10 protein-coding genes are annotated in these 14,421 nt (G+C 48.6%); all 10 read left to right on the top strand.

Annotated elements, in window-relative coordinates; genetic code table 11:
- The first annotated feature begins 156 nt into the window (after window positions 1-156).
- The 10 genes from DW657_RS00625 to DW657_RS00670 all read left to right on the top strand — a co-directional run bounded on the left by DW657_RS00625 (window position 157) and on the right by DW657_RS00670 (window position 14,368).
- Entirely contained in the window at window positions 157-2,403 is a 2,247-nt protein-coding gene (locus DW657_RS00625; RefSeq protein ID WP_233546574.1) for a DPP IV N-terminal domain-containing protein, read from the top strand.
- Between the two features lie 64 nt (window positions 2,404-2,467).
- Window positions 2,468-4,432, top strand: a complete 1,965-nt coding sequence (locus DW657_RS00630; RefSeq protein ID WP_118311017.1) for an HD-GYP domain-containing protein — start codon at window positions 2,468-2,470, stop codon at window positions 4,430-4,432.
- Window positions 4,433-4,599: 167 nt separating this feature from the next.
- A complete protein-coding gene (purD, locus tag DW657_RS00635) occupies window positions 4,600-5,868 on the top strand; it encodes a phosphoribosylamine--glycine ligase (protein WP_118311018.1) in 1,269 nt (422 codons plus the stop codon).
- Window positions 5,869-6,068: 200 nt separating this feature from the next.
- Window positions 6,069-7,031 (top strand): hypothetical protein, encoded by a 963-nt coding sequence (locus tag DW657_RS00640; RefSeq protein WP_118311019.1) that lies wholly within the window; start codon window positions 6,069-6,071, stop codon window positions 7,029-7,031.
- A 101-nt stretch (window positions 7,032-7,132) separates the two neighbouring features.
- The gene (locus DW657_RS00645; RefSeq protein WP_089544912.1) at window positions 7,133-7,585 is read left to right on the top strand and encodes a YqaA family protein; all 453 of its coding nucleotides are present in this window, start codon (window positions 7,133-7,135) and stop codon (window positions 7,583-7,585) included.
- Between the two features lie 39 nt (window positions 7,586-7,624).
- Window positions 7,625-8,518 (top strand): metal ABC transporter solute-binding protein, Zn/Mn family, encoded by an 894-nt coding sequence (locus tag DW657_RS00650; protein WP_118311020.1) that lies wholly within the window; start codon window positions 7,625-7,627, stop codon window positions 8,516-8,518.
- A 13-nt stretch (window positions 8,519-8,531) separates the two neighbouring features.
- Window positions 8,532-9,284, top strand: a complete 753-nt coding sequence (locus DW657_RS00655) for a metal ABC transporter ATP-binding protein (protein ID WP_118311021.1) — start codon at window positions 8,532-8,534, stop codon at window positions 9,282-9,284.
- Window positions 9,285-9,442: 158 nt separating this feature from the next.
- Window positions 9,443-12,877, top strand: coding sequence for a DUF2723 domain-containing protein (locus DW657_RS00660; protein WP_118311022.1), 3,435 nt, complete (start codon window positions 9,443-9,445; stop codon window positions 12,875-12,877).
- A gap of 77 nt (window positions 12,878-12,954) precedes the next feature.
- Window positions 12,955-13,566, top strand: coding sequence for a polysaccharide deacetylase family protein (locus DW657_RS00665; protein ID WP_089544915.1), 612 nt, complete (start codon window positions 12,955-12,957; stop codon window positions 13,564-13,566).
- A 58-nt stretch (window positions 13,567-13,624) separates the two neighbouring features.
- Complete coding sequence (locus DW657_RS00670) at window positions 13,625-14,368, top strand: hypothetical protein (RefSeq protein WP_118311023.1); 744 nt, start codon at window positions 13,625-13,627, stop codon at window positions 14,366-14,368.
- Window positions 14,369-14,421: the final 53 nt, after the last annotated feature.

Here is a 14,421-nt window from a genome sequence, read left to right on the forward strand (position 1 = left end):
AACGCTGCGTCGCTAAAGATAAAATCCTAGTTATCAGATAGATAAACCACATAACACCACAAAACATGGTGTTATGTGTTACAAAAAACAAGAAAAAAAATGATGAATCTGAAGAATTCAATTTATAAATTATCTTTTGCAGCTATGATTTCCATGATGGCAATGAATGCAACCGAGATACAGGCTCAGGGCGTGGTTCCTGCGCAGAAAGGCGAGAAAGCCTTCACACTGGAAGACCTGAACTTCGGTGGCAACAACTACCGCAACATGGTGGCAAAGAACCGCTGGTGCACCTGGTGGGGAAATGAACTTATCCATCAGGACATCGAGGCATGCTATCTCGTAAACAAGACTACCGGAAAGGAGACAAAACTCTTCGGTATCAACGATATCAACCAGTGGATTGCTCCTACCAAGGACATCAAGGTAAGAGCCCTCTACAACGCTCAGTTCCCTTTTGCAGGAAAGAGCATCGTGATGGTAAGCAACGGCAGCAAGACCTACACCATCGACTTCAAGAAGCATAAGCTGCTGAGCGAGATGGAGTTTGAAGATGGCGAGAACCTCCTCGAGGCTAACGCACAGCAGAATGCATTCGCCTATCTGAAGGGCAGCAACCTCTATGTGCGCACCTTCGATGTAACCAACAATGCCATGACAAGAGAGAAGAAGTCTCACGATTTCCAGATCTCTACAGACGGCAGCCGCTCTATCGTCTATGGTCAGAGTGTTCACCGCGATGAGTTCGGCATCAGCAAGGGTACCTTCTGGAGCCCTAACGGCGAACTGCTCGCCTTCTACCGCATGGACCAGAGCATGGTGACTGATTATCCACAGGTGGATATCCCGGAGATAGATTACTTCAATCATCCTGAGACAGAGACCTGCTGCGCCAAGCCTGCACCAGACAAGTATCCGATGACAGGCGAAACATCGCACAAGGTTACCGTGGGCGTATTCGACTGCATGACAGGCAAGACTGTCTATCTGAAGGCAGGCGACCCTACAGACCGCTACTTCACCAACATCGCATGGAGTCCGGACAGCAAGACCATCTACATGTTTGAGTTGAACCGCGACCAGAACGACTGTCGCCTTACTGCCTACAGTGCAGAGACCGGCGAGAAGACCGGCGAGCTCTATCGCGAGACCGATGAGAAATACGTGGAGCCTTGCCACCCTATCCAGTTCCTGCCTTGGGACAGCAACAGCTTCATCATGCAGAGCCGCAAGGATGGTTACAACCACCTTTACCTCTGCACCCTGGGCAAGCACGGCAGCCGTATGGCGAGCAACACAGAATCGCTCGAAATCAAGCAGTTGACATCGGGTAAATGGGAAGTGATGGAAGTGCTCGGCTTCAACGCCAAGCGCAAGAGCATCATCATCGCATCCAACGAATGCTCTCCTATCCAGCGTAATATCTTCACCGTAGATACCAAGACCGGCAAGCGCACCATGATGGACGATTGCGGCAAGGGATGGCACAACGCTACCCTGAGCGGGAACGGACAGTTTATCTATGACAACTACTCTACTCCAACCGTGCCTCGCAAGATTGCCATCGTAAACACCGAGAACGGCAAGCGCACCGCTTACTTCACAGCCAAGAACCCATGGAAGGGCTACAACGTGCCTGAATACAGCTGCGGTTCGATCAAGGCTGACGACGGCGAGACCGACCTCTACTGGAGAATGGTGAAGCCGGTGAACTTCGACCCTAACAAGAAGTATCCTACCATTATATATGTATATGGTGGACCTCACGCCCACAACGTGGATGCCCGCTGGAACTACTCTAGCCGTGGCTGGGAAACCTACATGGCAGAGAAGGGCTATCTGCTCTTCATCCTCGACAACCGTGGTAGCGAGAACCGTGGCAAGGCTTTCGAGCAGGCTACCTTCCGCCAGCTGGGTCAGGTAGAGATGAAGGACCAGATGAAGGGTGTAGAGTACCTGAAGACCCTGCCTTACGTAGATGCCGACAAGATTGGTGTTCACGGATGGAGCTTCGGTGGATTCATGACCATCTCGCTGATGACCAACTATCCTGACGTATTCAAGGTAGGCGTAGCAGGCGGTCCGGTAATCGACTGGCACTGGTACGAGGTGATGTATGGCGAGCGCTATATGGATACCCCACAGACCAACCCAGAGGGTTACAAGAAGACATCCCTGCTCTATCAGGCTAAGAACCTGAAGGGTAAGCTGCAGATTATCCAGGGCTTGAACGATGTGACCGTGGTGCCACAGCACTGCCTCACCTTCCTGAAGGCTTGTATCGCAGCAGGTACCCAGCCAGATTTCTTCGTATATCCAGGTGAGCCTCACAACATGAGAGGTCATCAGAGCACTCACTTGCACGAAAGAATCAGCAACTACTTCTTCGACTACCTGAAGTAAAAAGAATATTATTTAATGTATAAGAGACTCTATCCGAAAGAAAACCAACCTTCGGAACAAAAAGATGATTAACAAGATAAGAAAAGTAATTTTATTAATTACCGCTATACTCTTTGCCTGCCACCTGCAAGTGGCAGGTAAAGAGTTTTTTGTTTCTGAACAGAGCATCCCCGACTTTAAATTCATCTTCGATAAGCTATCTCAGAACCGCATCACCTATAATCGTTACAACGACAGCATCTTCAGTATCCACAACCACGACGAATGGATAAGATTCTTTATGACTAGAAGCCAGAAGAACCATAAGATCTATAACGAGAACGAGAAGCTGCTGAATAGCATTGCAGATTATTTCGAAACCGATATGACAGATACTACGAAGGAAAACATTTTGCCGGATGCAGCCTACGACAGTCTGAATGTACATTTCTTTCGTAACTACGCCTATGCCCTCACGGATCCCTTCATCACCAACAGGGTTACCGACATTCTGATCAGAAACTTCAAGAACCGGCAAGACCAGAACTACTATTGTCTGAGAGCCATGAGCTGGAAGGGGGCATCCTATTACCAGATATGGAAGCTGAATAGAGACAACGAGACTTTGAAAAAAGCATACGATTGCATCGCATACGTAGCCGACAGTGCACACTGCCATACGCCCGAAGAACTGGGTCTGTACGGCTATGCCCTACAGAATCTGTGCCTATCCGAATGGACACTCCACCATATCCAACCCCTGAAAAAACTGCAGGAAAGATATGAAAAGCTGGAAGTACTGGCTAGAAATCATACGGCAGACCAACTGGAAGTACCCGAAACGAGAAGGCAGCTATGGATTAACCGCATCAAAGACAGAGACTTGGAGATAGTAAGAGGTATCTATCTCACCAATCCGGAACTGATAGAAAAGAAAGAAGGAGACGATTTGGTAAAACGGGTGATAAAACAATATCCGGATACCGTAGGACTCAGCATCTCATCGAAGCTCAATCTCATCGTCATGAAGCTAAGAATTGGAGAAATCCAGACAAGAACAGCCTTGAAAGAAGCCAAGGAAATATACGAAACATCAATCAAACCCCTTACCCGACAAAAAATTCTGGGGGAAGGTGCCTTCAATTCGCTGATGAATCATTATACCAACCTGGCATTCATCGTAGATACCGCCAGAGTTTCAGCCAAGTACAAAAAGGAGTGCGTAAGGATGTTTTGTGAAGACATTATCAGGATGTTCAGACATCGCAAAGACCAGCAGAACTCCACACAGTATAACCAGACACTGGAACATGTGAGCACCTATCCCCGACTCATCAAATACCTGAGCGATGAAGAAAGAATAGGATTCGTGATGGAACTGAACGTAGCAACCCAGGTTACCACCTACGCCCACTCTACCCACGTGGCACGACTTGCAGAAGCCATGATGAAAGCCATCATCAGGCACCAGCGGGAACTGCTGGTAGGAAAGCTGGGCATCACCAGCAAATGGCAGGTAAGGCTTCATCAGCGACAGCTCATCAACTTCATCACCCGTGCTGCACTCTGTCACGACATTGGCAAGAACAGTATCGTAAGCGTGGTGAACAACGACTATCGACAGCTGTGCGATGAGGAGCGAAGAATCATCAGAATGCATCCCCGAATGGGACTGAAATACCTGAAGATATCGCAGAAGCTGAAATACTACCACGATACCACGCTGGGACATCATAAATGGTACAACGGCAAGGGAGGCTATCCAAGCGACTTCGACAACACCAAGTCGCCTTTCCGCTTCATGATAGACATCATAACCCTGTGCGACTGCATGCAGGCTGCCACCGAGCGAGTAGGCAGAAACTACAAGCAGGAAAAGAGCTTCGAAAAAGTGATGGAAGAGCTGAGAGAAGGCGCAGGAACCCGATACAATCCCGACCTGTTGAAGCTGATAGATGACATACCGGAACTCTACAATGAACTGGAGAGGATAGCCATCTACGGATGGCCAGATATCTATTATGAAATCTATAAGAACTATATGCGATAAAGATTTTAGGCTTTTTGCTTGTATAGTTCGCTGAAATTTAGTAATTTTGCAGCAAATTAGAAATTTGGATGCAAAAAGTAGTAAATATCTATCCTGATTGTAAAAGAAGGAGATGATCAATATCCTGATTGTAACATATAATAGAAGAATTATTAAACGTAACTACGATGAAAATATTATTGTTAGGAGGCGGTGGCCGCGAGCACGCCTTAGCTTGGAAAATCGCTCAGAGCGAGAAGTGTGAGAAACTCTTTATCGCTCCTGGCAATGCCGGTACGCAGAATGTCGGCGAGAATGTGAATATCAAGGCTGACGACTTCGAGGCGCTCAAGAACTTCGCTGTCGAGAACGGTGTTGATATGGTGGTAGTAGGTCCGGAAGACCCACTGGTAAAGGGTGTCTATGATGACTTCAAGGCTGACCCTCGCACCCAGAACATCCCTGTGATTGGTCCATCAAAGGCTGGTGCCGTGCTGGAAGGAAGCAAGGACTTCGCCAAGCAGTTTATGAAGCGCCACAACATTCCGACAGCTCAGTATGAGACTTTCGACGGCGAGCACGTAGAAGAAGGCTTGAAGTTCCTGGAGACTCTGAAGGCTCCATACGTGTTGAAGGCTGACGGTTTGTGCGCCGGTAAGGGTGTTCTCATCCTTCCTACCCTGGAAGAGGCCAAGAAGGAGTTCAAGGAGATGCTCGGCGGTATGTTCGGCAACGCTTCTGCACGCGTAGTTATCGAGGAATTCCTCAGCGGTATCGAGTGCTCCGTATTCGTATTGACCGATGGCAAGAACTACAAGATTCTGCCTGAGGCTAAGGACTACAAGCGCATCGGCGAGCACGATACCGGTCTGAACACCGGCGGTATGGGTAGCGTAACCCCTGTACCATTCGCAACCAAGGAGTGGATGCAGAAGGTGGATGAGCGCATCATCCGTCCTACCGTAGAGGGTCTGGCTGAGGAGAACATCGACTACAAGGGCTTCATCTTCTTCGGTCTGATCAATGTAGAGGGCGAGCCTATGGTTATCGAGTACAACTGCCGTATGGGTGACCCAGAGACAGAGAGCGTGATGCTCCGCCTGAAGAGCGACATCGTGGATCTCTTCGAGGGTGTAGCTGCCGGCGATCTTGACAAGCGCAGCATCGAGTTTGATGAGCGTGCAGCTGTCTGCGTGATGCTCGTAAGCGGTGGTTATCCAGAGGCTTACAAGAAGGGTTATCCTATCCAGGGTATCGATGATGTGGAAGGTTCTGTAGTTTTCCACTCAGGTACAGCCATGAAGGATGGAGAGGTTGTAACCAATGGCGGCCGTGTAATCTGCGTAAGCAGCTACGGCAAGGATAAGGAAGAGGCTCTGAAGAAGAGCTTTGCCGAGGCTCAGAAGATTCAGTTCACAGACAAGTACTTCCGCTCTGATATCGGACAGGATCTTTAATCCATAGGCTCCACACGCCCTGAACCAACGGTCACCGGCCGAAGGGAAAGGTAAAGGGCAAAAGCTCCCAGACATTGTATTGGCAGCCAGACGCCCTGAAAGGGCAGAAGCTCTCAGCCCAGGGCAACGCCCTGGATTATGATTCAAGGGAGAATGTCGCCCTGTAAGGGCAAAAGCTTCATCATATTTCAAAAAATTAGATGTTAAGAAAGAAAACTTTTCAAAATAAAGTGGCGGCTAGCCGCTACGCTCTACCTGTAACAGCAACCCTTGCCGCCTTGGTATGGGTTGCTGTAGGTTTTTTAGTAGCTAACATTTGGGTGCAGTTCGCCTTCACCATTCTCTCTACCCTGCTGATGGTGGAGCTCAACAACCATAATTCCCTGATGCGAACCTACAGCCGAATGGTGTCCTGCAGTTTCCTGGTGTTCATCACCATGACCTCTCTGCCTACACCCTCCTTCAAGGCAAGCATCGTGACGATGTGCTCCATCGCCTTCTACCTCATCATCTGGAACAGTTACCAGGACAGGCGGGCGGCAGGATGGACCTTCTATGCCTTCTTCTGCGTAGGACTCGCCTCACTGGTGTTCATCCAGGTGGGATATTTCCTGCCCTTCCTGTGGCTGATGATGATGGTATTCACCAATTCCTTCAGCATCAGAAACTTCTTTGCATCTATCATCGGTCTCATCATGCCGTATTGGTTCTCAGCGGGTTACTTCGCCTACACCAATAATATAGATGGACTGATCAGTCATTTTGCAGAATTCATCAACTATCATGATCTGTTCGATTATTCGCAGGTTACCGACCACGAGGTGGTGAATCTCCTGTTCCTCATCATCCTGAGCACATTAGGCAGCATACACTTCCTGCATACCTCTTATGCAGATAAGATCCGTACCCGAATGATCTACAATTCATTCATTCTGATCAACTATGTGAGTCTTGCCTTCATCATCCTGCAGCCTCAGCATATCAAGGAGTTGAGCAGCATCATGATTGTAAATACGGCACCACTCACCGCTCACTTCATCACCTATACCAAGGGAAAAGTGGCGAACATCGTCTTTATCTCGGCGCTGATCATCATGGTATTGATATTGCTATACAATATCTTCATTCCAGAAACGATATTGCTGCAGGCTATTCAGGGATAAGAGTTATTCTGGGATAAGAGTTATTCAGAGATAAGAGTTATTCAGAGATATTCTTGATGCAGCGAAACGCTGCATCAAGAATATTAAACAAATAATATTCAATGGGTTACATAATAGACTTTTTAATCAACTGGGGCTATTGGGGCATGCTTGTTTCCGCCTTTCTTGCCGGCAGTTTCTTTCCTTTCAGCAGCGAGGTAGTGATGTCGGGCTTGCAGGCAGCAGGTTTGGATCCCATCCCTTTGGTGATATATGGCAGCATAGGAAATGTATTGGGATCGCTGTTCAACTATGGTGTAGGCAGACTGGGCAAGATGGAATGGATAGAGAAATATCTGCACGTGAAGAAGGAGAAACTGGATCAGGCAGAAAGATTCATGGCTGATAGAGGTGCCTGGATGGGCTTCTTCGCCTTCATCCCGATTTTGGGAAGCGCCATCACCATCGTGCTGGGACTGACAAGAGCCAATATCATCATCTCTACCATCAGCATCACCATCGGAAAAGTGCTGAGATATATCCTATTGGTTTATGGTCTCAGCTTCATCGTATAAACATATAAGCCGATTTATAACATAAGAAGATTTTAATATATGAAGAGATTTCTATACCTTATTATATTATGTGTTATTCTTGCAGGATGTAAGGGTACACCTCAGAAACAGGCAGATTCGGGAAAGGCTTCCGGAACAGAGAAGCCTGCGGTTACAGTTACAGTTACGATTTCCCCCTACAAGTATTTCGTAGATCAAATTGCCAAAGGCAAGGTGGATGTCAACGTGATGGTATCGAATGGCAACAACCCGGAGACTTACGAGCCATACGCCCAGCAGATGATGGAGCTTTCGAAGAGTGCCCTCTATCTGAAAGTGGGTAGCATCGGTTTTGAGCAAACCTGGATGAAGAAGTTGCAGGACAACGCTCCGGAAATGAAAGTGATAGATACTTCCGTGGGCATCAAGCCTGCCAAGACGCCGGGTGGCAACATCGACCCACACGTATGGATGAGTTGCAGCAACGCCCGCATCATAGCCAGCAACATCCTCAAGGCGCTCTGCGAACTGGAGCCAAAGAACAAGGCTTTCTTCGAGAAGAACTACCAGTCGCTGCTCAGCATCATCGACAAGAGAGACAGCACCATCAAGGAGAGCTTCAAAAAGGACCCAGACCTGGTACGCAAGTTTGTGATCTATCACCCTATCCTCACCTACTTTGCCCGTGATTACCAGCTGGAACAGCTTGCCATAGAGGAAGAAGGCAGGGAGCCTAGTGCTGCCCAGCTGAAGAGCCTCATCCAGAGAGCCCGAAAAGAGAATATCAAGTTCTGCCTGATACAAGCTGAATTTGCCAACCGCAATACTACAACCTTCATCAAGGAGAGCCACACCAAACCAATGGATATCAATCCATTGCAGGGCGACTGGAACTGGGCGATGCAGGAAGCTGCAGCAGCGGTACAGGGCAAGAAAATCGTTGTTGGGAAGTAAAAACTACAATCATATGACTCCAATCATAAAAATAGAGCACCTTTCCGCCGGATATGACGGCAAGCAGGTGCTCAGCGACGTAAATCTCACCGTATATCAAGACGATTATCTTGGCATCATCGGACCAAACGGTGGTGGCAAGACTACCCTCATGCGCCTCATTCTGGGACTGATGAAGCCTACGGAAGGAACCATCAGATACTTCCGAAAAATAAAGGATGAGAGCGGGGAAACGGTTCTTGATGAAAACGGCAAAGCAAAAGTTGAGGAAACAAAGGAGATTTCGATGGGCTATCTCCCACAATACAACCAGCTCGACAAGCAGTTTCCCATCTCCGTATATGAGGTAGTACTTGCCGGACTCAGCAAGACCAAAGGTCTCTTTTCACGATACACCCAGGCACAGCACCAGCAGGTGCTCGATACCCTGGAGCGCATGCAGCTGACGGAATTCAAAGACCGGCACATCGCTGCCCTCAGCGGTGGTCAGCTTCAGCGAGTGCTCCTCGCCCGTGCCATCGTATCCAAACCCGATGTCGTGATTCTCGATGAGCCTAACACCTACATCGACCGCCGATTCCAAAAGCAGATGTACGAGATGCTGGAGCAGATCAACAAGGCGTGCGCCATCATCATCGTCAGTCACGATGTAGCCGAAGTGCTCAATAACGTGAAGCATATCGCCTGTGTAAACCAGCACCTGCATTATCACGATACGGCAGATATGCCAAGAGAAAAGCTGGAAGAGCATTTCCTGAATGTATAATGTGTTTTTTATAAAACATCACCTATTTAAATTTAATATAACCTAAAAAAGAGAAGCAATCCTACGCTATCTCTTTACTTTTTAGTATCTTTGCAACGTTTTATACACATTATATAATAGGAAACATAGAAATATAATACATTAAAGTTTAAACAATAATGAAACAGTACAGATTAGTGGACAATATCTTCGGATGGGTCGCATTCATCATTGCGGCATTCGTATATTGCTCCACAATTGAACCGACAGCCAGCTTCTGGGACTGTCCTGAGTTTATTACAACTGCCTACAAGCAGGAGATCGGTCACCCACCTGGGGCACCATTCTTCATGCTCATGGGCAATTTCTTCACACATTTCGCCAGTGATACCACGCAGGTAGCCAAGATGGTGAATACGATGAGTGCACTCCTCAGTGCCGTCTGCATCATGTTCCTATTCTGGACCATCACCCATCTGGCACGCAAGCTCATCATCGGCGACTGGAAGGAGATGACCACCAGCAAGCTGATTGCCATCGAGGCATCAGGTATGGTGGGCGCACTCATCTACACCTTCAGCGATACCTTCTGGTTCTCTGCTGTAGAGGGTGAGGTTTACGCCTTCTCTTCTGCCTTCACCGCTGTGGTATTCTGGCTGATTCTGAAGTGGGAAGACCATGCCGACGAACCTCATAGCGACCGATGGCTCGTGCTCATCGCCTATATGACCGGTCTGAGTATCGGTGTGCACCTGCTCAACCTGCTCTGCATCCCAGCCATCGTACTGGTATATTACTACAAGAAGGTGCCTCATGCCAACCTGAAGGGTTCGCTCATGGCGCTCTTCCTTTCATTCCTGGTGGTAGTAGCCGTACTTTATGGTGTGGTTCCAGGCATCATCACTGTAGGCGGATGGTTTGAGCTGTTCTTCGTCAACACACTCGGCTGCCCATTCAATACCGGTGAAATCGTATATATCATCTGCCTCGTAGCCTCTGTTATCTGGGGTATCTACGAGACCTACAATGCATCAGAGAAGAACGAGAAGAAGCAGAACATCGCCTTCGTTCTCGGTTTCGGCATGCTCGGCATCCCATTCTTCGGATATGGATGGAGCGCTGTCATCACCGGCATCATCATCCTGGCTATCCTCTGGTTTGTACTCAACTACAAGCGCAAGAAGGAAGTAGTAACCGGCGTTGACCAGGCTACAGGTATCGAGAAAAAGAAGATGCAGCTGCTGCCTCTCATCTCTGCACGCATCAAGAACACAGCATTGCTCTGCATGCTGATGCTGATGATCGGTTACTCAAGCTATGCGCTCATCGTGATCCGTTCATCCGCCAACCCTCCTATGGACCAGAACTCTCCTGAGGATATCTTCACCCTGGGCAGTTATCTGAGCCGCGACCAGTATGGCGATACTCCATTGCTCTATGGTCAGGCTTATACTTCTCAGGTGGCTCTCGAAGCTGACGGCAACATGTGCAAGCCTGTGACGAAGGAAGGTGCACCTGTTTATCAGCGCAAGGAAAAGGCTTCTGCCGATGAGAAGGACTCTTACTTCGTAGTAAGCCATAAGAACAAGTATGTATATGCACAGAATATGCTCTTCCCACGTATGCACAGTTCGGCTCATGCCCAGGCATACGAAGACTGGATGGGTGGCGTAGAGGGTAACCAGGTGCCTTACGACCGTTGTGGCGAGAACATGATGGTGAAGGTTCCTACACAGATGGAGAATATCCGTTTCTTCCTCTCCTATCAGTGCAACTTCATGTACTGGCGCTACTTCATGTGGAACTTTGCCGGACGCCAGAACGATATCCAGGGCAACGGAGAGCCTGAGCACGGTAACTGGATTACCGGTTTCTCATTCATCGACGATGCTCTCTATGGCGACCAGAGCAAAATGCCAGACGACCTGAAGGCAAACAAGGGACACAACGTGTTCTACTGCATGCCGCTGATTCTCGGTCTCATCGGTCTCTTCTGGCAGGCTTGGTACACCCGCAAGCGCAAGGTCATCAAGAACGGCGTGGAGACAGAGGAGATTCTTCCTGTAGGTATCCAGCAGTTCTGGGTGGTATTCTTCCTGTTCTTCATGACAGGTCTTGCCATCGTGCTCTATCTGAACCAGACGCCTATGCAGGTACGTGAGCGTGACTATGCCTACGCCGGTTCATTCTATGCATACGCTATCTGGTGCGGTCTTGGCGTTCTCGCCATCATCGACCTTCTGAAGCAGAAGATGAAGCTCAGCGGTACTGCCGTAACAGCTATCGTGGCTGTGGTAACCCTGCTCGTTCCTATCCAGATGGCATCACAGACCTGGGATGACCACGACCGTTCAGGACGTTACACCTGCCGCGACTTCGGTCAGAACTATCTGATGTCGCTCCAGGAGAAGGGTAACCCAATCATCTTCACCAATGGTGATAACGATACCTTCCCACTCTGGTACAACCAGGAGGTAGAAGGTGTAAGAACAGATGCCCGCGTTTGTAACCTGAGCTATCTGCAGACCGACTGGTATATCGACCAGATGATGCGTCCTGCATACAACTCACCATCCGTGCCAATCACCTGGCCACGTCTCGACTTCTGTTCGGGTACCAACGAGTATGTTTCTGTCCAGCCAGAGGCTAAGCAGCAGATTCTCGACTTCTACAAGCAGGACCCAGTGAATGCCAAGAAGCAGTTTGGTGATGAGCCTTTCGAGCTCAAGAACATCCTGAAGTACTGGGTACGCAGCAAGAACCCAGACATGCACTTCATCCCTACAGATACCGTCTATGTAACAATCGACAAGGAGGCTGTGAAGAAGAGCGGCATGATGATGGCTTCTGATACCATCCCAGACAAGATGGTGATTTCGCTCGCAGGCAAGAATGCTCTCTACAAGGGCGACCTGATGATGCTCGAAATGCTGTCACAGTGCAACTGGACACGTCCTATCTACGTGGCTCTTACCGTGGGAGAGGAGAACTATATGAACCTTGGCGACAACTTCGTACAGGAGGGTCTTATCAACCGTATCACTCCGTTCACCACCAACAAGCCAGGTGCCAAGAACTTCGATGTAGAGAAGACCTATCACAACATCATGACCCGATTCAAGTTCGGTAACCTGAAGCAGAAGGGACTCTATATCGACGAGACTACCATGCGTATGTGCTATACCCACCGACGCCTGCTCGCCCAGACAGCCCTCCAGCTCATCGCCGAGGGCAAGAACCAAAAAGCTATCAACATCCTGAAGAAGGCTGATGTGGAGATTCCTCCATACAATGTCACCCTCGAATACATGAGCGGTGGTCTGGATATGGCTCGCGGTTGGCTGCTCACCGGTCAGAAGGCAAAGGGTAAGGAATATGTAGAGGCTATCTGGAAGAATGCTCACCAGTATCTCAACTATTACCTCTCATTGAGCAACGACCGCTTCCTGCAGAGCCAGAACGACTGCATCCGTCAGATCATGATTATGCAGAGCATCTGCGATGTGGCAGGTATGGTAAGCCCTCAGTTGCAGAAGAGTTATGAGAAGCAGCTCAATGCTCTCTATACACTCTATCGCGGCAGAGGCGGCAGTATGCCACAGGGCAATCAGTAAAATAAAGAATATCAAGGAAGACCTGGCGTTTTTGCTAGGTCTCCCTTTTTGTATCATCCCCTAATCAAGTTATTCCTATGTTCATAGAGCAACCAGCCAAATGGCTCAGATGGTTATATCCGAAAGCAATATGGAGAATGGACAAGAACGACCATTCGGTGTATCTCACATTCGATGATGGTCCGATTCCCGAATCCACCCCATTCATCCTGGAAACCTTGAGAAAGTACAATATCAAGGCTACCTTCTTCATGGTGGGCGAAAACGTATTGCGCAACCACGATCTCTACAACCAGATTGTAGCAGAGGGGCACCAGATAGGTAACCATACCTTCAATCATATCGGTGCCTTCAAGCATCGTGTCATCTCCTACGTGCTCAACACCAACAAGGCGAATGACATCATCCACGCCCATCTCTTCCGTCCACCTCACGGCTGGATGCGACAGAGCGAGTACTGGTGGCTGCACCGCACCTACAAGGTAATCATGTGGGATGTGGTGACCCGAGATTATTCCAAGTGGATGACGGCAGAAGATGTGGTGAACAATGTGAAGAAATATGCCCGCAACGGCAGCATCATCACCTTCCACGACTCGCTGAAGAGCATCGACAAGCTGAAGACGGCACTTCCACAATCCATAGAGTGGCTGATGGAACAGGGATATGAATTTAAGATTTTTGATTAAAACATTTTGATTAAATTATCTTTGATTAAAACATTTTGATTAAAACATTCAAAAGACAATGAGCAAGAGAATCAATAGTTATCAGGCTGTAGCCTCTTTCGTAAGAGGATTCTTCGAGGCATACGCACGCGGCATCATGGATGCTGCGGTTGGCGGCGATGACTTCCAGAAGAAGAACGACCCCAAAGAGGTGAAGCAGATGATGCTGGAACACTATGGAGAAGTGAACCAGTACTTCTTCGACATCATGTTCTCTACCCTCGTACGACTCAACTACAAGAGTGCTGAAGAGGCTAATGAGCGCATGCAGAAGAATTTTGAGAGCATGAAGAAGACCGATCCTACCTTCGAGCCAACCATGCTCGACTATCTGCGCATCGCCTGCAAATCAAACCAGCTGTACAAGGCTATGGAAGCTGAATACAAGCGCAACTTCACCTGGCTCCTGCAGGGTAAGTTTACAAGCATAGAGGAGCACGTACGAGATTATACCCACGGTGTACTCATCAGCCTTGCCGATGAACCGATGGCAATCCATCTGCTGGTGCGCATCATCGTGAAAGCATACGCTGCCGGACTGAAATGTGGCAGCAAGGAAGGCACCCAGCAGCAGCTACACATGCCTACCCTGCACGGTATGCTGCTGAACAATGTGAATATCCTCCTGAACGAGGCTCCGCTGAAGGGCGATTCAGAAGATCCTGTCGCTCTCTTCAAGGAGGCGTGCAAGAACCAGGAGGAAAACATCAATGTACTATTCAATACATTGAACGATACTATGAAAGAACTGGCTGAGCAATAAGTTTTCCATCAGATCGAGCCGGAACTTTTATAAACGAGAACGACTTCCAACGC

The sequence above is a fragment of the Prevotella sp. AM23-5 genome, assembly GCF_003473645.1.
GTDB classification, from domain to species: Bacteria; Bacteroidota; Bacteroidia; order Bacteroidales; family Bacteroidaceae; genus Prevotella; species Prevotella copri_A.

Excerpts from the sequence above, each read along its gene's own strand:
- DW657_RS00650 (WP_118311020.1), top strand. The coding sequence starts at position 7,625 with ATGAAGAGATTTCTATACCTTATTATATTATGTGTTATTCTTGCAGGA.
- DW657_RS00630 (WP_118311017.1), top strand. The coding sequence starts at position 2,468 with ATGATTAACAAGATAAGAAAAGTAATTTTATTAATTACCGCTATACTC.
- DW657_RS00640 (WP_118311019.1), top strand. The coding sequence starts at position 6,069 with ATGTTAAGAAAGAAAACTTTTCAAAATAAAGTGGCGGCTAGCCGCTAC.
- DW657_RS00665 (WP_089544915.1), top strand. The coding sequence starts at position 12,955 with ATGTTCATAGAGCAACCAGCCAAATGGCTCAGATGGTTATATCCGAAA.
- DW657_RS00670 (WP_118311023.1), top strand. The coding sequence starts at position 13,625 with ATGAGCAAGAGAATCAATAGTTATCAGGCTGTAGCCTCTTTCGTAAGA.
- DW657_RS00625 (WP_233546574.1), top strand. The coding sequence starts at position 157 with ATGGCAATGAATGCAACCGAGATACAGGCTCAGGGCGTGGTTCCTGCG.
- DW657_RS00655 (WP_118311021.1), top strand. The coding sequence starts at position 8,532 with ATGACTCCAATCATAAAAATAGAGCACCTTTCCGCCGGATATGACGGC.
- DW657_RS00645 (WP_089544912.1), top strand. The coding sequence starts at position 7,133 with ATGGGTTACATAATAGACTTTTTAATCAACTGGGGCTATTGGGGCATG.
- DW657_RS00660 (WP_118311022.1), top strand. The coding sequence starts at position 9,443 with ATGAAACAGTACAGATTAGTGGACAATATCTTCGGATGGGTCGCATTC.
- purD (WP_118311018.1), top strand. The coding sequence starts at position 4,600 with ATGAAAATATTATTGTTAGGAGGCGGTGGCCGCGAGCACGCCTTAGCT.